The organism is Sphingomonas paludis (assembly GCF_053502515.1).
In genome coordinates, this window is the sequence record NZ_CP187558.1 from 2,054,596 (window position 1) to 2,074,620 (window position 20,025).

Consider the following 20,025-nt stretch of genomic DNA (forward strand, 5'->3'; position numbering starts at 1 on the left):
CTCGTGCGCCCCCCACGCTCGGAAAAGGTTCCTCCATCACCCTTAGGATGGCATAGGCCAGAATGGCCAGAATTACGCCCGGTGCTAAGAATCTTATGAAGCGGAGCGTCGTCGAATAAATTTCTGTTCCCATAACGTTGTAGTGGAGCGGTGGCGATCTCAACAGCCGATAGGGCCATCTAGGCGCTATCAATTGGGCTCCTGATCTGACCAACGTCCCTCGGTCGCCGGCCTGCGAACTGGTGTGTCAGTCGGCCAACAGCCGAAATCGGTGAAAGGACGACAGCTTTCGGGACAGTCCGCGGACCGACTTAACGGCCGCAATTGGGGCGCAATGCTGACAACGAATTCCTGATCATCGTGACGTTTCGCGCCTGAGGCGCGACCATGCTCTATTCCGCTTGCGCTCCACCGAGCCCCTGGCGGGTCTCGTCCCCTGCCGCGGTGACGATCATTAACGCAAAGGGCCGGCGAAGTGCCGGCGATGCGGACAGCGCTGGCGCGCTGGCGTTGGCCTGCCGGCCGCGGCCAAGGGGGGTGGGCGTCGCTGCCCTCTAGTCCCGCGGCGGCGGGCTGCAACCTGGGCTTTGCCCAGGTCCTCCACTGCGTTGCGGCCCTACGGGTGCAGCCCCCCGCTCGAGCGGGACTGCCGGTTCGCTCCTTGCCGCCCACCCCCCTTTTCCGGGGCCGGTGCGGTGTTCGAGAAGGAGTAAGGACCATGGAACTCAAGCATATCGACATCGCCAAGCTGAGCATTTCGCCTGTGAACATGCGGGCGGGTCGGAAGGCATCCGACCTTGCCAACATCCTGCCGTCCGTCCGGGCGCGCGGGGTACTGGTCCCGCTGATCGTGCGGCAGAACGGATCGCCGGACACCTATGAGATTGTCGCTGGCAAGCGGCGCTATCATGCGGCGCTGGCAGTCGCCGGGGAGGGCGGGGACGTGGATGCGCTGCCCTGTGCGGTCATCGATGCCGGAGACGATGCCGCAGCGCTCGAAGCTTCGCTCATCGAGAACATCGCCCGGCTTGATCCCGACGAGGTCACCCGCTGGGAGACCTTCACCCGGCTGGTTCGGGAAGGCCGCAGGCCGGACCAGATCGCCGCCGTGTTCGGGCTGACCGAGTTGCAGGTGAAGCGCACCCTCGCGCTCGGCAACCTGCTGCCCCGCATCCGCAACCTCTATCGCAGCGAAGCCATCGATGCCGTGACCGTCCGGCACCTTACCCTCGCCTCCAAGACGCGACAGCGCGAATGGCTGGCCATACTTGACGATCCCGAGGCCCGCGCACCCACCGGCCATGCGCTCAAGGCATGGCTGTTCGGCGGCGCGTCCATCTCAACCAAGGTTGCGCTGTTCGACCTTGTTGGGTTCGACGGCGAGATCGTCGCCGACCTGTTCGGCGACGATAGCTATTTTGCCGATGCCGACGCGTTCTGGGCTGCCCAGCATGCCGCCATTACCGAACAAGCCGAGGCCTATCGGGCTGCGGGATGGCGCGAGGTGGTGATCCTCCAGCCCGGACAGCACTTCCAGAGCTGGGACCATGAGAAGCGGTCCAAACGGCAGGACGGCAAGGTCTATATCGCCATCGGTTATCGCGGCGACGTGACCATCCACGAGGGCTATCTCAGCCACAAGGAAGCGCGGCAGCTGACCAAGGGCACCGCCCCAGAAGCGCCTGCCGACAAGCCCGCCCGGCCGGAGATCAGCGCAGCCTGCAACGACTATGTCGATCTTCATCGCCATGCAGCGGTTCGCGCCAGACTGGCCAATGCCCCGGGGATCGCGCTCCGGGTTGCGGTCGCGCATATGATCGCCGGTTCGCCTCTCTGGTCGGTCCGTATCGAGCAGCAGCGGGCAGTGACAACCATCGTCGAGAGCGTCGAACTGTCCCAATCGGAAGCTGCGTTCGATGCCAGGCGCCGTGCCATGCTGGCTGTGCTCGGGTTTGATGGCGACACCCCGACCCTCACCTGCGGGGAAGGGCTGGGACTGGCTGACCTATGCGCCCGGTTGCTGCCGCTTGCCGACGAGCAGGTGCTCGCCATCCTCGCTATCGTTATGGGCGAGACGCTCCATGCCCGCAGCGAGATAGTGGACCTGCTTGGGCGGCATCTAGGCGTAGACATGGCATCGGTCTGGCAGGCGGATGATGCCTTGTTCGACCTGATCCGCGACCGCGAGGTGCTGCTTGCCATGGTCGAGGAGGTCGCTGGCAAGTCGGTGGCCGAAGCCAATGCTAAGGCCACCGGCAAGGTGCTCAAGACCATCATCCGGGACTGCCTGAGTGGCGAGAACGGGCGAGCGAAGGTCGAGGGCTGGGTGCCGCGCTGGCTGCGGTTCCCCGCGTCCGGCTACACCGCGCGCGGCGGGGTGGGGGCGGTGGATCGCACCAGTGCAGTCGCCACGCTGGTTGGTCTGCAGTCGTCTGGCGAGCAACCTGTCGAACCTGTCCAGCCGCATGTGTGATCCGAGTGCCCGGCGGCGTTTATGCCGCCGGGCGTTGCTCGCCGAACCCCGGTGCACAGCGATTACGAGCGATGCTGATCCTCGACACTGTAGAACACCGGATTTTGCAGCCAGTCCTTGATGGCTGACTCCCGCCATCCGGCGCAGCGCGTGCTGATCTTGATGTTCGGGGGGAAGGTGCCTGCATCCATCTTGCGGTAGAGGGTCGAGCGGCTGAGCCCGGTGCGGTCGAGCACCGCATCGAGCCTCAGAATACGGTCGGGCTGGTCGGTTTGCATGATCACTCCTTCGACATCACGCCATTTGGTGATGCGCTATCGGACAGGCTGACCCGGATCGTGGCCGTGCAAAAGAGCCCTATTGGGGTCCATAGGGCCCGGTTCGGCGAAGGACGGTACAAAGGATGAAGCGGTCAGTCCGCCCCGCGACGGTCCGGCGTCCCAGCACGTCCCGTCATTGCGACGGGTTACGCCGACCAGCGTGATTGACGGACCTGAGTCGCGGGCTGGCGGCTGTGTCGCTTTGGTTTCCATTCCCCGGCATGGCGGGGAGAGGCTGGGCAGTGCGGTTCCAAGTGGTTAGGGTTGAATGCAATGCGTAGCGATCTCGATCATCTCCCCGCTGCCAAGCGCCGCGACCTCGAACGGATCGTCGCGATCCTGTTCGAGGAGTTCGAGGACGCCACCCGGCTTGCCACCCAGAAGTGGAAGAAGCAGGGGCGCATCCTTAAGATCATTCTCTATGGAAGCTATGCACGTGGCGACTGGGTCGAGGACCCAGTCGGCCGCTACTTCTCGGACTATGACATCCTCGTACTGGTCAGCGACCAGCGGCTGACCGATCCGGTAGACTATTGGGCGAAGGCCGATGACCATCTCACCCGCGAGGTGACCATCTCGCAGAAGATCAGCGCGCCGGTGACGTTCATCGTCCACAGCCTCGAGGACGTGAACAACTTCCTGCGCTGCGGGAAGCCGTTTTTCATCGATGCGGTCGAGCAGGGCGTCGTTCTCTACGAAGCCGAGGGCCACCCGCTCGCGGCGCCACAGCCGCTGACTGAAGAAGCGCAGCGCGCCGAGGCGCAGCGGCATTTTGACCAGTGGTTTCCGAATGCAGAAATGCGATTTGATTTGGCGCGAACCGCCATCGAACGCGGTTACTCAAATCAAGCGGCATTCGACCTGCATCAGACCGCAGAGCAGCTCTACCACTGCCTGTTGCTGACCCTGACCCTGTACAGCCCCAAGTCGCACAAGCTCAACTTTCTGCGCAGCCAAGCAGAACCGTTGGTACCGGAGCTAATTGGAGTATGGCCGCGCGACACCAAGTTCGCGCAGCGCTGCTTCGAGCTACTGCGCCAGGCTTATGTCAACGCGCGCTACTCGCCGCACTACAAGATCAGCGCGGCCGAACTCGACTGGATCGCCGAGCGCGTCGAACTGCTGCAGCAACTCGTGCGCGAGGCCTGTGACCGGCGGCTCGCGCCACACGACTAATCACGCGGCGCTCGCCAATGATCAGCCCTGCTTGGTCGTGCGCCGCTTGGCGGTAGCAACGGTGGCAGCGTCGGCGGTCTTGCCTCCACGCCCACGCGACCCGAGCCCAATCTGCTTCGCCATCGCCCGGCGTTGCTCGGAATAGCTTTCCGCGACCATCGGATAGTCGGCACGCAGATTATAGCGCTCGCGATACTGCTCCGGGGTGAGCCCGTGCGTTGAGAGATGTCGCCGCAAGGTCTTGTAGGGCTTGCCGTCGATCATGGAGATGATCACGTCCCTCGACGCCAAGGATTTGCGGACCGACACGGCCGGCGTGTATTCAGCAGCTTCGGACGAGCCGGGTTCGGGGGACGAACCAGTGTCACCTGCAAGACTGGTCAGTGTCGCGTGCATCGTGCGCAGAAACGCCGGCACTTCATCGGCTGCGATCCGGTTGTTCTGATTACCCAGCCACGCAATGGTGAGTTCAGTTGCCAGCTCGACCGTGTTCAGCTGCGTCTCTTCAGTCATGATGTTCCTCTCGGATGCTTTGGGTGCTTGCACCGCCAACGTCTAGATTGATCCGTTTCGGAGGTATTTCGATCCAGCGCAAGCCGCCAAGATTAGCAGGCTCAGCAAGAACGTCTCGCATGGTGACACCCGATGCGCCGTGGGGTTCTGAACTCCGCTAAATCAGGCGACCTGTTGCCGTCAGTAACGCCTTGTCTCTGGACCGGCCGGGAACTGCCGCAACCTTCTGGCCTGCACGATTTTCCCCGCCGACCGTGTCGGCTCCTCGCGAAGCAAAATCGCGCGTCCGCCAGGTCCTTCGCTGACGCTGCGGTCGCATGCGCGATGCGCCGGTTCCCTGATGGCCGGTCCGGTCGGTCGGCGTCGACGGGAACAGGTCCCCTCGATCATCAGGAGCAAGACAATGCCTGCCATCGGATATGTCACCAAGGACGCAAACGGTTCGTTCAAGGGCCAGCTGAAGACCCTCAGCATCCGCGCCGAGCTCACCATCACACCGAACGCTAGCAAGTCGAACGACGTCCAGCCCGACTACCGGGTCCATTCCGGCGATGTCGAGATCGGTGCCGGCTGGAACCGCCGCTCAGAAAGCTCGGGCAACAGCTATGTGTCGCTTAGCCTTGCCGCCCCAGAGTTCGGGCCGCGCCGGCTCTACGCCAATCTCGGCCGCGCCGCCGATGGCGGGGACCACCGGTTCGCGATCATCTGGAACCCCGCCGACTGACCTCAGGGCCCGGCGGCGCTGCCGCCGGGCCCCCTTCTTGTTCGGACAGTGCACGCGAGGGCCGTTTCAGCAAGCCGATCAGCCCGGTTCTATGAGGCCACATCATCGGCTGATGCTTGGAACCCGCGAACGCCGCGCCGCCGCCACAGCAGCATCTGGCGATCACGCTCCTCACCCTGAAGCCTAGCGGCAACTTCGATGAGCGCGCCGTAGATCACCGCGCGATCATCTTCGGTTAGATCGATGAGCCCAGCCTTGGCGACCAGTCCGCCCAGCTCGATCAGCTGGCGGGTACGCTCGCGCCGCTTCACGACCCAGGCCCGCCGGTCATTGCGCGCCAGCTTCGCCTGGCACCGATGGCGTGCCGCGATCGTCTGCTTTAGTGCTGCGCCCAGCATTTCCAGTTCGCCCGCCAGTACCGGCCGTGCCGTGAAAGAACGCCGCGCCGCGAACGCGCTGCGCCTCCTTTGCGGGCTCGCTGCGTTCGGCGACCGCTAGCAGCAGCGCACCCGTCAGTCGCTCTATGGGCAGTGTGTCTGCGCCCGTTGCAATGACCAGCTCGCCGAGCTGCTGGAGCTTGCGGGTCTTGAGCAGTCTTGCCTTGTCGTCCAGTGCCTTCAGTTCAGCGTCGAAGTCGCGGGGTTTTCGCATGATGATGTCCTCGGTTGCAGGGGGAGGGCAGACCAGTTATCGCGTCAGTCGATCAGCGGCAACACACTGAAATCCCATGGGACTTCGCGTTTCCAAGAAAGATGAATTCTTTTGAGGGCGCGCTTATACGTCGTGCCGACGTGCTCGTTCAGGTGTAGATGGATTGCCGTCATGGCGATCTACCATTTCTCGGCCAAAGTGATTTCACGCGCTGCTGGATCATCTGCGCTAGCGGCTGCAGCCTATCGCTCCGCCTCACGGTTGCACGATCAGCGGCTCGACCGGCACCATGATTTCTCGAACAAGGCGGGCGTCGTTCATTCCGAGGTGATGCTGCCGGACGGCGCTCAGGAGTACCTGTCAGATCGAGAGGAGTTGTGGAACGCCGTCGAGGCCGCCGAGCTGCGCAAGGACGCGCAGCTTGCGCGCGAGATCGAGTTCGCGATTCCGCGCGAGATGACCAAGGCGCAGGGCATCGAACTGGCCCTAGATTTCGTCCGCGACGAGTTCGTCCAGCGTGGCATGATCGCCGATCTCAATGTCCATTGGGATATCGGCGTCGATGGCCTCGCAAAGCCGCACGCCCATGTGATGCTCACCATGCGCGAGGTTGGCGACGACGGGTTCGGCAGGAAGAACCGCGACTGGAACCGCACCGACCTGCTGGAGAAATGGCGTGAGCGCTGGGGCGAGCACGTCAACCAGCGCCTTGCCGAGCTCGATATCGACGCACGGATCGACCACCGCTCGTTGGAAGCCCAGGGGATCGACCTTGAGCCACAGCACAAGATCGGCCCGGCGGCTACGCGCATGGCGGGGCAGGGGTTAGACTCCGAACGTGCCGCCGAGCACCGCGAGATCGCGCGGACCAATGGCGAGAAGATCATCGCCAACCCGCAGATCGCGCTCGACGCGATCACACACGGCCAGGCGACCTTTACGACCCGCGACCTCGCCCGGTTCATCCACCGGCATAGCGATGACAAAGAGCAGTTCGACCTGGCAATGGGCGCAGTTCGTGGCTCGCCCAACCTCATCGCCCTCGGTAAGGACGGACGCGGTGACGACCGGTTCACGTCGCGCGACATGATCGATGTCGAGCAGCGGCTTGAGCGTGCCGCGCTGCGGCTTGCGGATCGCTCAGGCCATGGTCTCCCGGCAGCGATGCGAGACAGAGCCATCGATGCTGCCGGGAGTAACGGCCTTGTCCTCGGGGGGGAGCAGAAGGCCGCGTTCGACCATATAACCGGATCTCGCGATATCGCCATCGTGACTGGCTATGCCGGCACCGGCAAATCAGCCATGTTGAGCGTTGCGTGCGATGCCTGGGAGCGGGCCGGCTACGAGGTGCAGGGGCTTGCCTTGTCGGGCATCGCGGCTGAGAACCTCGAAGGCGGATCGGGCATTACCTCGCGCACGATCGCATCGATCGAGCATCACTGGGCGCAGGGGAGGGACCTGCTGACATCCAATCATGTGCTGGTGATTGATGAGGCCGGGATGATCGGCTCGCGCCAGATGGAACGCCTCATCTCCGAAGCAGAAAAGCGCGGCGCGAAGCTGGTCCTGGTCGGTGATCCCGAGCAGCTTCAGGCAATCGAAGCGGGGGCAGCGTTCCGCTCGATCGCTGAGCGGCATGGCAGTGTCGAGATCACCGAGGTTCGCCGCCAGCGTGCTGACTGGCAGCGTGATGCGACGCGGCAGCTTGCGACCGGGCGGACCGGCGAGGCGATCCAGGCCTATCACGCGCATGACGCGGTGCACGCTGCCGCGTCCCGGGACGCGGCACGCGATGCACTGATCGACCGCTGGGACCGCGACCGGATCGCCAATCCCGATGCTTCGCGCATCATCCTCACCCACACCCGCGATGAGGTTCAGGCGCTGAACGCTGTCGCACGTGAGCGGCTGCGGATCGCTGGTGCGCTTGGGCAGGATGCCACGATCGCCACTGAGCGCGGAGCGCGGGACTTTGCGCCCGGCGACCGCGTCATGTTCCTCAGGAACGAGCGCGGTTTGGGGGTGAAGAACGGGACGCTCGCCACCGTGCAGAGCGTCAACGCGATGCGGATGGCGGTGCTGCTCGATGACGGCCGCTCGGTCGCGTTCGACCTCAAGGATTACAACCACATCGACCATGGCTATGCCGCGACCATCCACAAGGCGCAGGGCATGACGGTCGATCGTACCCATGTGCTCGCGACGCCGGGGATGGACAGCCATTCGGCCTATGTCGCGCTATCCAGACACCGCGACCGGGTCGACCTGCACTATGGGCAGGACGACTTTGCCGATCGGGGCAGGCTTATCCGCACGCTGTCGCGGGACCGTGCCAAGGATATGGCGAGCGACTATGCCCGCGAGCCGGAGCAGCGCTTTGCCGAAGCCCGGGGTATTACGTTCCGACAGCGCATCGCCGAACTGGCGCGCAAGGTGCCCGAGAAGATGCGGAACATGTTCGATGGGTTGCGCCTCCCGGTCGAACGAGCGGCGGAGCCGGTCAGACCACCCGAGGACGAAGCGCGGCAAGCCCGCAGGGCCATTGTCCAGCGCCACGCCCGCGTCGTGGTCGGCATCTTCGAGCGGTTCGACCAAGGTCTCGCTGCCACTCCAGACCAAGTGAAAGAACTCCGCGCGGCACGCCACGACCTTAACGCCCTGCGCGAGAATGCATCGCTTGATCTGGAAACGGCCTACAAAAAGGATCGCACGCTTGCTCGGGACGCAGCAGGTGGTGACTTTACACGGACGAACCAGGTGCTGCGGCTTGAAGCCAGGATGCGTAACGACCCCACGCTGCGCGCCGACCGGTTCGTCGAGCGCTGGAACAAGCTCAACGCCCAGGCCGAGCGCGCCTATGTGACCGGCGACATCTCTGGCCGCAAAGCAGCGCAAAGCCAAATGGCCGGGATGGCAAAGAGCCTCGAATGCGATCCGCAACTGGAATCCATTCTCGCGGCGCGTAAGGCTCAGCTGGGTATTACGATCAATACCGGGCGAAGGCTGGGCGCCGAACTCGCGTTTAATCACGGGATCGACTTTGGGCGGGGCAGGGGCATCGGTCGATAAACAAACGTAGGTCCGCTTGGCGCCGGATTTCAGCCGTCGGATACCCATTCCGTTTCGCTCGAAAGCGGACGAGCCGGACAGCCCAACCAAACGAACTAAATTGCCAACGTCCTGTTAAGTGTCACACCTTTTCACGGGCGACATGCGGCGTCCACTCAGGCGACGCTGAGGTCAGTCCTGCCCCTATTCAGGCCCAGGAGTAATCGCCGCCGGCCCGGCTCTGGTTGCAGCATAGTCCGCCTCAGCATTGACCATTTGCAATCTGCCGTTCTCGATCTTCAGGCTAGCATCTGCCCTTTGCGACGAAGCAACGCTGATCTGTCGCTCCGCCTTTGCAACAGCAGCGCGAGCCCGCACAAGGTCTCGTTCACCGTCGGCCAACCTGCGGCTACTTTGCTGAACCGATCGCTCGCCCTGCTTCACGCTATCCTGTCCCTCGGACCAAGCGGTGCCATAGGATCCGATGGCCGCGCCCCGTGCCGACAGTCTCTGACCGGTGTCGGTGCGCTGATCATTCATGGAACAGGCACCGAGCGCTATGCATGCCATTGCAATGGCAAAGCCCGGCGTCGATCTCGACCTGCTGGTCGGCAATGGCGTGAAAGAAACGTGGCGATCAAAAGAATATGACATTGCATCATCCCGACATCAGCGGGAGCACAACGTCTCTCAGTCGCGCAGCGCCGAAACCGGAGACGCGATGGTTTGGAAATGGGGTTCATCCCACAATATGCAAGGGGACATTGTCGCTGCGGACAACATTCTGGCCCGTAGCGCGCGTCCGTCAATGACCGTGAGGTCGATGAACGATGCCACAGGACGAACGATGGCGTTGCAGCATCTCGGGTGGCGGCCTTTGGAGCGATGCGACGCGTTCGAAACCCATCGCCTCGTCGCCAGATTTGCTCGGCCCCGCATACCCAACCACCCGACATCCAATCGTGGCATCCGGTCAGGGCAACAGCCGGCTCGGGCCGTTATCCGTCCGATCGATCTCGAGCGAAGCCGCTATCGCTTGCAACAGCGCGTGCGCTCTGCGCGCATGACCCGCCGTTCCATGGGCTGAGTCAGCGTGATCCAGCTGAACCTGCACGGCGCGATCGGTAATCGCGATCGCTTCCTCGGTGCTGATCACACCTTTCTCGCACAGACCGTGGATGAGGCTTTCAACCAGAAGCAGCGCAGCCTGGCCATGCGGATCGCTTGTTGCGGGCATTGGCTTGCCATCGATGTGTTGGGGCATTGGTGTCGCCTTAGTCGAGGCGAGAGTATTGAACTCCCAGCCGCCGACGCCTGTGAAACGATGCCAACGATGGGCTGGCGATACAGCATGCAGCGCCCCTCTACCACAACATACAATAACAACCGACAATAACTTCCTACAATATCCGGGGGACGGGGAATGCGGTAAACCGCATCATGGACAATCGGTTCGTGCAGAAATTGAGCGGGTTGGCCAAGCTTACGGATCGCGACATCCGGGCCCTCGAACGCGTGACATCGAGACCACGCCAATACGTCGCGCGACATGATTTGATCCGTGAAGGGGATGAGCCCGGGCCGATGTTCGTGGTCCTCGACGGCTGGGCCTGCAGATACAAGGTTCTTCCAAGCGGGACGCGCCAGATCATGGCATTCCTGATGCCTGGCGATGCCTGCGATTTGAACGTCAAGCTGCTCGCCGAAATGGATCACAACATTCAGGTGCTGACAAGCGCGGCAGTGGCAACCGTCACCAGGGCCGAGATGCAGGCATTGATGGACGCGCACCCGAACATTGCGTCGGCCATGTATTCGGCCCAGCTTGTCGATGAAGGCATCATGCGGGCGTGGATCGTCAGCATGGGCCGACGCAGCTCGATCGAGCGGGTGGCGCATCTGATGTGCGAACTCTATCTGCGCGCGCTGAACATCGGTCTCACCAGCGGCGACGAATTTGCGCTACCGCTCTCGCAACTCGTGCTCGCGGACGCACTTGGCATGACGGCAGTCCATATCAACCGGGTGTTGAAAGACCTGCGACTCCAAGGAGCCATGGCTCTTCAGCGCGGTAGCGTCACGATCCTTGATCCGCGGAAACTGGTTCAGATTGCGGGGTTCGATGAAAATTATCTACATCGCCGAATGCGTCAAACAGTCTGACTGACCGTCATGATAACTTCTGCCTTTTCCCGAGAGAGTGAAGCCATAAAGTCGTATCGACGGGCAAGCTCGGCATGAATGGCAGCGACGGATGGACTGATTGCGCGCTTTTCCATTTCGCGCGCGTTTGCGGCGCGGCTGGCATAATAGTCACGATCACAAATCCTGCTCATCTTCATTCCCCGGGGGCGAAGTTTGCATAATTGATCTGCCGGGAGCGGCCCTGTCTTCGCTGACGGCCCAACCAGTCTATCGAACCGCCGCGGCCCATTGTTAACTTGACGCAATGAAACTACCGGTTTTGGTTCCTCGCAAAGCCACGACATGCGCTCCGTCGGTTTCGCGTGCCTCGCTGTGCATCGCATCCGGTCTGTCATCGGGGATCGGGGGACCACAGTGACGCAGCGACGTATCGCCGCTCCGCCCGTCATGCCGCCGTTTCCAGCGATCAAGAAGGCTGAGCGCAGGCGTGACCGTAATTCCATGAAGGAGGATCGAGGCCAGCACAACGCCGCCGATAATGCCCCACAAGCGTTCAGGGTCCGCGAACGCCGCATGATTGAGTGCAAAACCGAGATAGTAGATCGAGCCCATGCCGCGGATGCCGAAAAACGCGATCACAATCTGTTCGCGCCACGGCAGATTCGACCCCGCCATGCTCAGGAGGCCCGCTGCGGGCCGAGCCACGAGCAGGACGCCCGCGATGAACAACAGCATCGTCCAATCCAACGGGTCAAGCAGGCCGCCGAAGGTAGCGACACCGCCGAACAGGATCAGCAGCGCCATCATGAGCAACCGCTCAGCCGCCTCCGCAAAATCGTGTAGCCGATGATGATAATCGTGATCCCGGCTCGCATTGCGAATGGCGAGCGCCGAGACGAACACAGCCAAAAAACCATATCCGCCGAGCGTCTCCACCACACCATAAGCAAGGAAGGTTACCGCGACCGCGACGAACCCGTCGCCCGTGCCCGACAGGCTTGCGCGCATCGGCAGATGGAAGGTGAGATAGCCCAGACCGCGGCCGATCGCATAGCCGGCACCCGCCCCCAGGACGATTTTCCAGAGCAGGTCGCGGGCAACCCATTGGGTCAGGTCGCTGGTCCCGAACGAGGCTGCGCTAAGGGCAATGGCAAGATGGACAAAGGGGAAGGCAAGGCCGTCATTCAGGCCGGCCTCCGATGTCAGGGCGAAACGGGCTTCGTCCTCGTTCCCGTCACCAGGCCCGTTCACCTGGACATCGCTGGCAAGCACCGGATCAGTCGGGGCCAGCACCGCAGCGATAAGCAGCGCACCCGCAAGGCCCAATCCCATCAACCCCCATGCCATTACGGCAACGATCGCCATGGTGACCGGCATCGCGATCCCCAGCAGTCGCCAGGTCAGGGCCCACCTGCGTAGCCCGATGATCCGGTCGATCTTGAGTCCCGCACCCATTAGCGAGATGATGACGACAAGTTCGCTGATCCGTTCGACAAGGATCGGATATTGCAGCGGGTGGACCGCAAAGGGCCGGAGCGGGGGCAGCGCGAACAATACGGCGCCCGCACCAACGCACAGGATGGGCAGCGATAACGGTGCCTTGCGCAGCAGCAACGGCAACCAGGCCGTAAGCAAGATCAGCGCGCCTGCTCCGGCCAGCACGAGCAGATAGACATCATGCGAAATCGCCAAAAACATTCCTCTCGTTGATGCGATCAGCGCATCAGACCGGCCTTACGCAAGGCATCTTCGATTACCTGACCGACACCGTTCGACACAGGCCTGGATGCACGCGGCGCTTCGTTTGGTGCGGTAGATGGGCGCGAGCTAAGGTGCCGACCTGCAGTCACCAGGCCAGTCGGCATTGGGCCCGGCTCTTCCATGGCCGGCGATGTCAGAAGGCCCCAGAATGCAGCGATGCGATGGGTCGAGGAAATCCCGGCCTCAAGCATGAATGGTCCAGCCGCACCATATGCGTCCATTCCCGCCGTGCTCAGCGGCGTTCCATGACCCAAACCGTCGATCCGATATTCCTCGATCACCTCGCGTCCATGTGCGTCAAGCCATGCTCGGCGAATGTGACCATTGACGACTTCGCTCACGGGCTCGCGCTCGACCCCGTGAATTCCGCGCCATTGTTCGACGATCATCGCCGAATTGGCATGATCCACGGTCGCGTCGCTGTCGCCATGCCATATGGATATCGTCGGCCAGGGACCGGTGTGCTGGGAGGCGTTCCTGACGAGTTGCCCAAGGGCCGTTGCCGGGGGACCGCCATGCGCACGCATCCGGTCAAATGCCTGCGGAATTGACGTCGCCGTTCCATAAGGAAGACCCGCAATGATCGCTCCCCCGGCGAACACTTCAGGATAGGTGGCCAGCATCACCGATGCCATTGCGCCACCTGCCGAAAGCCCCGTTGCGAAGATACGGGCCGGATCGATCGGATGCTGGTCCACCATCGCAGCCACCATCTGGCGGATGGACAGAGCCTCACCAGCGCCGCGCCGCGTATCGCCCGTCTGAAACCAGTTGAAGCAGCGATTGGCGTTGTTCGCAGGCTGTTGCTCGGGATAGAGCAGGGCAAACCCATGCTCATCGGCCAGTCGTGACCAGCCCGCACCATGGTCATACCCGGCGGCGCTTTGCGTGCACCCGTGGAGAACGACAACCAGCGCCGAAGCTTGTCCGATGGATTGGGGAACATAGACGCGGCCCCGCAAAGCGCCCGGGTTTGAGCCGAATGGGCCAAGATCCGACAACCGGTCTTCCCCAGCAGCGCCCATGGGATGATGGCCAAAGCTTTGCCGCACTGCAGACAGACGGCGGATGGTATCATTGAGACGTGACATGTGAGGTTCTCCCGGGCACGACCACAGCCATGTCACCAAACTCGATCAGCTGCGATTGCTGCGGCGCACAATCAACACGATCGTTCGAATTTTGTTCCACGGCTGGAGATGCAGAGACATCGGCCGGGGTGTGAAACTTGCCCGCCATCAACTCCGGTTATGTTAGTCACCAGCAAGCGGGCGCGCCGTCTTCATCCGATTTTTCAATTGTTTGGCGGGTGTTCACTTCCCATCTGCACCGGTCACCAGAGCCGGAAGCGGTTGCCATGTCGGCAATTCCCGGTATCGCCTTCGCAGCGGCGCTCGTGGCAGGTGCTGCGATACATCCTATATGGTAGCGTGGGTGCTAGTTGATAGAGGCAACTCAGCAGTCGTGCGTGAACTGGAATGTCAGCCAATTGTGTTGGGGGTGGCACAGCCGAATCGAGCCTTGTCACCGGCTCCGGCGACACGCCCGTCTCATTCAACACCGATGTGTCCGCTCGGATCGGTTGAATTCGACGTCTGGCGAGGCACGCTTGAACTTGGCGGCCGCAAACCCAGGTCCGGTGCTTGTTCTGCTGGTTAGCCTATCGACCGCTTGTTTCAATGCTCGGCCAAAAGCCGCCCTTCCGTTATCGGCCCAAAGGCGGCCAGATTCTGAAACCCATTCCCGCGAAAAGTCGCAATGAGTTCCGAGGGCATTCCAAGGGATGCCATTAGAGCCGCAAAAAAGTGTGGGACGAAAAGTGGGAGCGACTTCCACCAGATCGTCCGAAATGGCGCAGTTCCGCCATTTTTCGCTTGACGATGGTGACCCCTACGGGAATCGAACCCGTGTTTTCGCCGTGAGAGGGCGACGTCCTGACCGCTAGACGAAGGGGCCGTGCGCGGTTGCGAGGGGCGCGGATTAGGCCCGGCCAGGGGTGGCGTCAAGGCGGGCGCGCCGCTGATTGAGCACCTCGTACGCCATGACGGCGGTCGCGACGGCGGCATTCAGGCTGTCGGCCCGTCCCAGCATCGGGATCTTGACCAGCAGGTCGCAGGCATCGGCCATTTCGGGCAACATGCCCTGCGCCTCGTTTCCGGTCAGCAGGAAGGTCGGGGCGCGGTAGTCGGGCAGTTGGTAATCGACCGCGCCCTCCAGATGCAGTCCGACCAGCTGCCCTTCCCCTGCGCGCAGCCAGTCGATGAACGGGGACCATTCGGTCCGGGCCAGCGTCACCGTGAACATCGCCCCCATACTGGCGCGAACGGCCTCCACTGAAAACGGGTCGGTGCTGTCGCCGATCAGGATCAGGCCACCGGCCCCGACGGCGTCGGCGGTCCGCAGGATCGTGCCGAGATTGCCCGGGTCGCGCAGCCGTTCCGCAACCAGCCACAGGGGCGCTGCGTGGCGGTCGATGCGGTCCAGCGCGGTCGGCAGTTCGGCATAGACGCCGATGACCGCGCCAGGATTGTCCTTGCCCGATAATTTGGACAGGATGTCGTCGCTCGTCTCGATCGCCTCGCCATGCGCCGCCTCGACCGCCTCGACCAGCCGGGCGACCAGCGGGTGCGAACGGGACGGCTGGGCAAAGAACAACAGGTCGGGCACGTGGCCGGCATCCAGCGCCTCGGTCAGGATACGCAATCCCTCGGCCAGGAACCGGCGTTGTTCACGCCGGTGGCGCTTGTCGCGCAGGGCGCGGACATCCTTGATCAGGGGATTGGAAAAGGCGGTGATCTGTCGTGTCATCCGCCACGCCTTAATGCGACGCGGCGAGCGGGTCGAGCATCCTAATCCTCGCCGAACTTGGCCTCGACCAGATCGGTCATCGCAGCGACCGCTGCCTCAGCATCCGGTCCCTCCGCACTGATCGTGATGGTATCGCCCTTGGCCGCGCCCAGCATCATCAGGCCCATGATCGACGTGCCGGTAACGGTCGACCCCTCCCGCTCGACGGTAATGGTCGCCGGCTGGGCAGAGGCGAGGGTCACGAACTTGGCGCTGGCGCGGGCATGAAGGCCGCGGCGATTGGTGATCGTGACGATCCGGCTGATCCGGCTCATGCTGCGGCTTCGCCGAGCACCTCGGATGCGACCGAGATGTATTTGCGGCCGGCTTCGCGCGCGGCGGCCACCGCATCGGCGACCTTCATCGATTTGCGGGCACCGCCCAGCCGGATCAGCATGGGCAGGTTAATCCCGGCAATCACCTCGATCCGACCCTGTTCCATCAGCGAGATCGCCAGGTTGGACGGCGTGCCGCCGAACAGATCGGTCAGGACGATGACGCCCTTGCCCCCATCGACCGTTTCGATGGCGCGGGCGATGTCGGCGCGGCGTTCCTCCATATCGTCGTCCGGCCCGATGGAAATCGGCAGGATCCGTTCCTGAGTGCCGACTACATGTTCCATCGCGCGGACAAACTCCTCCGCCAGCCGCCCATGCGTTACCAATACCAAACCAATCATGATGCAGGGTTTCCGTCCGTTGACAGGGCCGTTGGCGATCCTTCGAGCGAGTCCTGGGGCGCCGCGCCCAGGTCGCGATGCGTCAGACTGGGGGAAAAACCGGCCTGGTGCAACCGTTGCGCCAAATGTTCGGCCACATGAACGGACCGGTGCCGACCCCCGGTGCAGCCGATTGCAATGGTGACATAGGCCTTTCCCTCCGCCTGATAGCGGGGGATCAGGGTCAGGAGCAGCGCCTCGATCTGCGCCATGGCGTCGGCATAGCCGGGATCGGCGGCGACATAGGCACTGACATCGGCATCGCGGCCGGTGCCGGGACGCAGCGCCGGAACCCAATGCGGATTGCGCAGAAAACGCATGTCGAACACCAGGTCGGCATTGCGGGGCAGGCCACGGGCGAAGCCGAAGGACAAGAGCGTGACCACCACCTTTCCCGTGCCGGGCGCGGCAAAGGTGCGGCGGATCTCTCCGGCCAGGTCGTTGGACGACATGTCGGTGGTGTCGATCAGGCGATTGGCCCAGCGGCGCAAGGGGGCAAGCAGTTCGCGTTCGCGCGCGATCCCGTCCACCGCCGGACGATCGGTGGCCAGCGGATGCCGCCGCCGGGTTTCGGAATAGCGGCGCTCCAGCTCCGCCCCGCCGCAATCGAGGAACAGCGTGCCGATGTCGTGGCCATGCGCCTCGCGCAGCAACTTGATCCGCCGGACGATCGCCTCGGCATCGAAACCGCGCGTCATCGATCCGATGCCCAATGCCAGCGGCCGTTCGTCATTCCCGTCGGGCAGGGCGGTGGCGAGCAACCGGTCGAGCAGCAGCAGCGGCAGATTGTCCACCACTTCCCAGCCCAAATCCTCCAGCGTCCGCAGCACGGTCGACTTGCCGGCACCGGACAGCCCCGTCACCAACAGGATGCGCTTGGACACGGGCTCGCTCATCGGGTCCCCGTCAATTGACGCAGCGCCAGTTCGACCTTGATCGGCGCAGACGCCTCGCGCGGATCGATCAGCAGCACCGGCAGGGTGCGGCCCAGCAGAAAGCGGTGCTGCCCGGCGTCCGGCATTCGCGGCGACCGGTCATGCAGCCGGATCACCAGCGCCAGCGGCACGCCGGAGACGAAGGGAAGTTCGACGATGCCGAGGCCGCGTACCTCGATCCGGCCCGCAATCCGGTCGGGCGCTGTCGCCAGCAATTGTTCGCCGCTTCGCCGGACCAGTACCTGATCGTCGCTGACCAAAGTGGCACCGCGATCGATCAGCCGCAGCGCGAGATCGGATTTGCCTGCGCCCGAAGGCCCTTCGATCAGGACGGAGGCGTCTCCGATGGCCACGCACGACGCATGGACGCTTTCCGACGACAGCTGGTTCATGACGCCCGGTTCAGCGGCAGCCGGACCCAGAAACGGGCGCCGCCCAGACCATCTGCTCTTGATTCGGCCCCGATCATGCCCTGATGTCCTTCGACAATCGTCCGCGCAATGGCAAGCCCCAGTCCGGAATGGGTTCCGAACGCTTCGCCGCCCGGGCGGACCGAATGGAACCGGCGGAACACCGCCTCTCGTTCGGTTTCGGGCACGCCCGGCCCCTGATCCTCGACAGCGATCATCGCATGACCATCGGTGACATCGACCGTTATCGATACCGTCGACCGGTCGGGCGAAAAGGAAATGGCGTTGTCGATCAGGTTTTCGAAGACCCGTTCCAGCCGCGTGCCATCCCCCATGACCGTGATCGACTGGCCGGCCCGGACATCGAGGTCGAGCAGGATATCGCGCGGCAGGCCGCGGGCACGATGCGCATCGACCAGATGAGCGATCAACTGGTCCACCACGATCGGCTCGAACTGAACACGGCTCAGCTGTGCGTCCAGGCGCGAGGCGTCCGAAATGTCGGTCAGCAACCGATCGAGCCGCAGCACGTCTTCGCGGATGATCGTGATCAATCGGTCCTGAAGCGCGGGATCGCGCACTGCGCCCAGGCTTTCGACGGCCGATCGCAGCGATGCCAGCGGGTTTTTCAGTTCGTGGGTGACGTCGGCGGCGAATGCCTCTGTCGCGTCGATGCGCGCGGTCAGTGCCTGGCTCATGTCGGACAGCGCCCGGGCGAGCATCCCGATTTCATCGCGGCGGCTGGGCAGGCGGGGCACGACGACGCCGCGCGCACGGCCCAGGCGAACCCGCACCGCCGCCACCGCCAATCGCCGCATCGGCCGGACGATCGTTCGCGCCAGGAACAGCGACAACAGGATCGAGACGATGGCAACGATGGCGAGGACGATGGACAGCCGGAACCGCTCGACGCGGACGGTGCGGGTGATGTCGATGGCGTTGACCGCGCTCAACACCGCACCGCCCCCCGCCAGCGGCGCCGACGCCGTGATGACGACCGTCCGGTCCGGCGCGCGCCACGCCGATGCGCTGGCGTCGCCGGAGCGGACGGCGCGTGCGACGTCGGGCCACGAGGTGCCGGCATTGGCCGGGCGTTCGCGGTAGAGCGGGGCACGGGCGGTGCCGACGACGGTATCGATCATCGCGTCGAGAAAGCGTGCCGCATCCTGTTGCCAGGGGTCCTTGTCGGGATCGCGCAGCAGGAAATTGCGCACGCCCAGTGCCCGGCTGTCCGCCGTCAGCCGGCCATCGGCGTCATAGAGCCGCAGTCGGGAACCACTGATCCGGGCCAGCGTGGTGAGCGCCTGATCGCGCGCGGCGGAATCATTGCCGGCCTGATCGACCGACCGCGCGATCAGCCGCACCTCGCGCTGGGCTCGGTCCATCCGGCCGTCGATGATCCGCGCCCGATAGGTGTCGAGGTAGAAGAACCCGCCGGCCAGCAGCGCGAGCGCAAAGATGTTGACTGCCAGGATCCGCGGCGTGAGCGAAATCCGCCCCGACCAGCGGAGCGAGAGATCGCGGTCGTCATTCATCGGCAAAGCGGTATCCAGCGCCGTACAGGGTCTTGATGGAATCGAATTCGGGATCGACTTCCCGGAACTTGCGCCGGACCCGCTTGATGTGGCTGTCGATGGTGCGATCGTCGACGTAGATATCGTCCTGATACGCCGCATCCATCAACTGATTGCGGGTTTTGACGATGCCCGGTCGCTGCGCCAGCGTTTCCAGGATCAGGAACTCGGTCACGGTCAGCGTTACCGATTTGCCGTCCCACAATACGGCATGGCGGGCGGGGTCCATGGTCAAGCGGCCACGGGCCAACAGGGGCGCTGTCTCCCCATCCAGCGGAGCGGCATCCGCATCGGTCCGCACCAGTTCCGACCGGCGAAGAATGGCACGGATGCGGGCGATCAGCAGGCGTTGGCTGAACGGCTTGGCGATATAATCGTCGGCCCCCAGCGCCAGTCCCAACGCCTCATCCAGCTCGTCGTCCTTGGACGTCAGGAAGATCACCGGCAGCCGGCTTTTCTCGCGCAGCCGCCGCAGCAATTCCAGCCCGTCCATGCGTGGCATCTTGATATCCAACACGGCCAGGTCGGGCGGATTGTCGATCAGGGCGCGGAGAGCGGCATCCCCGTCGGAATAGACCCGGGTGACAAACCCCTCGGCCTGAAGGGCGATCGAAACCGATGTCAGGATGTTCCGGTCGTCATCGACCAGCGCGATGGTCGCACTCAACTGCCTTCTCCCTCGATCCGATCCGCCCACCGCCCTAGGCCAAAGCAGAGCCGGCCTCAACCG

General features: G+C 63.5%; 21 protein-coding genes and 1 tRNA gene. 7 read left to right on the forward strand and 15 right to left on the reverse strand.

Translation table 11 applies throughout. From position 1 onward, the window contains the following. Window positions 1-718 precede the first annotated feature (718 nt). A complete protein-coding gene (locus ACPVPU_RS09860; protein WP_448657769.1) occupies window positions 719-2,473 on the forward strand; it encodes a ParB/RepB/Spo0J family partition protein in 1,755 nt (584 codons plus the stop codon). A 62-nt stretch (window positions 2,474-2,535) separates the two neighbouring features. Here the strand turns inward: ACPVPU_RS09860 and ACPVPU_RS09865 are convergent, their stop codons facing one another. Then, complete coding sequence (locus ACPVPU_RS09865) at window positions 2,536-2,751, reverse strand: helix-turn-helix transcriptional regulator (RefSeq protein WP_448657770.1); 216 nt, start codon at window positions 2,749-2,751, stop codon at window positions 2,536-2,538. Between the two features lie 315 nt (window positions 2,752-3,066). Here ACPVPU_RS09865 and ACPVPU_RS09870 point away from each other — a divergent pair, with 315 nt between their 5' ends. Continuing rightward, the gene (locus tag ACPVPU_RS09870) at window positions 3,067-3,969 is read left to right on the forward strand and encodes a HEPN domain-containing protein (RefSeq protein WP_448657771.1); all 903 of its coding nucleotides are present in this window, start codon (window positions 3,067-3,069) and stop codon (window positions 3,967-3,969) included. 21 nt (window positions 3,970-3,990) lie between these two features. Here ACPVPU_RS09870 and ACPVPU_RS09875 read toward each other — a convergent pair whose 3' ends face one another. Next, window positions 3,991-4,482, reverse strand: a complete 492-nt coding sequence (locus ACPVPU_RS09875; protein WP_448657772.1) for a MucR family transcriptional regulator — start codon at window positions 4,480-4,482, stop codon at window positions 3,991-3,993. Between the two features lie 403 nt (window positions 4,483-4,885). Between ACPVPU_RS09875 and ACPVPU_RS09880 the strand changes: the two genes are divergently transcribed. Next, a complete protein-coding gene (locus tag ACPVPU_RS09880; RefSeq protein ID WP_448657773.1) occupies window positions 4,886-5,206 on the forward strand; it encodes a DUF736 domain-containing protein in 321 nt (106 codons plus the stop codon). 89 nt (window positions 5,207-5,295) lie between these two features. On the opposite strand, the gene ACPVPU_RS09885 is transcribed toward ACPVPU_RS09880, so the two are convergent. Beyond that, a complete protein-coding gene (locus tag ACPVPU_RS09885; protein ID WP_448657774.1) occupies window positions 5,296-5,517 on the reverse strand; it encodes a conjugal transfer protein TraD in 222 nt (73 codons plus the stop codon). Window positions 5,518-5,533: 16 nt separating this feature from the next. Then, entirely contained in the window at window positions 5,534-5,857 is a 324-nt protein-coding gene (locus ACPVPU_RS09890; protein WP_448657775.1) for a conjugal transfer protein TraD, read from the reverse strand. Window positions 5,858-6,028: 171 nt separating this feature from the next. Here ACPVPU_RS09890 and traA point away from each other — a divergent pair, with 171 nt between their 5' ends. From traA to ACPVPU_RS09910, 4 genes are all read left to right on the forward strand, one after another. Further along, entirely contained in the window at window positions 6,029-8,926 is a 2,898-nt protein-coding gene (gene traA / locus ACPVPU_RS09895; RefSeq protein WP_448657776.1) for a Ti-type conjugative transfer relaxase TraA, read from the forward strand. 553 nt (window positions 8,927-9,479) lie between these two features. Continuing rightward, window positions 9,480-9,992: a hypothetical protein gene (locus tag ACPVPU_RS09900; RefSeq protein WP_448657777.1), complete on the forward strand. Its 513-nt coding sequence runs from the start codon at window positions 9,480-9,482 to the stop codon at window positions 9,990-9,992. Window positions 9,993-9,998: 6 nt separating this feature from the next. Continuing rightward, window positions 9,999-10,301, forward strand: a complete 303-nt coding sequence (locus tag ACPVPU_RS09905; RefSeq protein ID WP_448657778.1) for a hypothetical protein — start codon at window positions 9,999-10,001, stop codon at window positions 10,299-10,301. A gap of 44 nt (window positions 10,302-10,345) precedes the next feature. After that, on the forward strand, window positions 10,346-11,068 hold the full coding sequence (locus ACPVPU_RS09910; protein WP_448657779.1) for a Crp/Fnr family transcriptional regulator: 723 nt from the start codon (window positions 10,346-10,348) through the stop codon (window positions 11,066-11,068). Here ACPVPU_RS09910 and ACPVPU_RS09915 read toward each other — a convergent pair. The 11 genes from ACPVPU_RS09915 to ACPVPU_RS09965 form a co-directional block, all read right to left on the reverse strand. Continuing rightward, complete coding sequence (locus ACPVPU_RS09915) at window positions 11,056-11,247, reverse strand: hypothetical protein (RefSeq protein ID WP_448657780.1); 192 nt, start codon at window positions 11,245-11,247, stop codon at window positions 11,056-11,058. The genes ACPVPU_RS09910 and ACPVPU_RS09915 overlap by 13 nt on opposite strands. Window positions 11,248-11,341: 94 nt before the next feature. Next, window positions 11,342-12,742 carry a cation:proton antiporter gene (locus ACPVPU_RS09920; RefSeq protein ID WP_448657781.1) on the reverse strand — a complete coding sequence of 467 codons (1,401 nt, stop codon included), beginning with the start codon at window positions 12,740-12,742 and terminating at the stop codon, window positions 11,342-11,344. A 23-nt stretch (window positions 12,743-12,765) separates the two neighbouring features. Beyond that, on the reverse strand, window positions 12,766-13,812 hold the full coding sequence (locus tag ACPVPU_RS09925; protein WP_448657782.1) for an extracellular catalytic domain type 1 short-chain-length polyhydroxyalkanoate depolymerase: 1,047 nt from the start codon (window positions 13,810-13,812) through the stop codon (window positions 12,766-12,768). Window positions 13,813-14,692: 880 nt separating this feature from the next. Next, window positions 14,693-14,767 (reverse strand) — tRNA-Glu (locus ACPVPU_RS09930). Between the two features lie 24 nt (window positions 14,768-14,791). Further along, window positions 14,792-15,619, reverse strand: coding sequence for a TrmH family RNA methyltransferase (locus ACPVPU_RS09935; protein ID WP_448657783.1), 828 nt, complete (start codon window positions 15,617-15,619; stop codon window positions 14,792-14,794). Between the two features lie 41 nt (window positions 15,620-15,660). Continuing rightward, window positions 15,661-15,933 (reverse strand): HPr family phosphocarrier protein, encoded by a 273-nt coding sequence (locus ACPVPU_RS09940; RefSeq protein ID WP_448657784.1) that lies wholly within the window; start codon window positions 15,931-15,933, stop codon window positions 15,661-15,663. Further along, window positions 15,930-16,337, reverse strand: coding sequence for a PTS sugar transporter subunit IIA (locus ACPVPU_RS09945; RefSeq protein ID WP_448657785.1), 408 nt, complete (start codon window positions 16,335-16,337; stop codon window positions 15,930-15,932). The genes ACPVPU_RS09940 and ACPVPU_RS09945 overlap by 4 nt, the downstream gene beginning before the upstream one ends. After that, window positions 16,334-17,272 (reverse strand): RNase adapter RapZ, encoded by a 939-nt coding sequence (gene rapZ / locus ACPVPU_RS09950; RefSeq protein ID WP_448657786.1) that lies wholly within the window; start codon window positions 17,270-17,272, stop codon window positions 16,334-16,336. The genes ACPVPU_RS09945 and rapZ overlap by 4 nt, the downstream gene beginning before the upstream one ends. After that, window positions 17,269-17,703: an HPr kinase/phosphorylase gene (locus ACPVPU_RS09955; protein WP_448657787.1), complete on the reverse strand. Its 435-nt coding sequence runs from the start codon at window positions 17,701-17,703 to the stop codon at window positions 17,269-17,271. Before ACPVPU_RS09955 ends, rapZ begins: the two co-directional genes overlap by 4 nt. Beyond that, window positions 17,700-19,256 carry a stimulus-sensing domain-containing protein gene (locus ACPVPU_RS09960; RefSeq protein ID WP_448657788.1) on the reverse strand — a complete coding sequence of 519 codons (1,557 nt, stop codon included), beginning with the start codon at window positions 19,254-19,256 and terminating at the stop codon, window positions 17,700-17,702. Before ACPVPU_RS09960 ends, ACPVPU_RS09955 begins: the two co-directional genes overlap by 4 nt. After that, window positions 19,249-19,962 carry a response regulator transcription factor gene (locus ACPVPU_RS09965; protein ID WP_448657789.1) on the reverse strand — a complete coding sequence of 238 codons (714 nt, stop codon included), beginning with the start codon at window positions 19,960-19,962 and terminating at the stop codon, window positions 19,249-19,251. Before ACPVPU_RS09965 ends, ACPVPU_RS09960 begins: the two co-directional genes overlap by 8 nt. Window positions 19,963-20,025 lie beyond the last annotated feature (63 nt).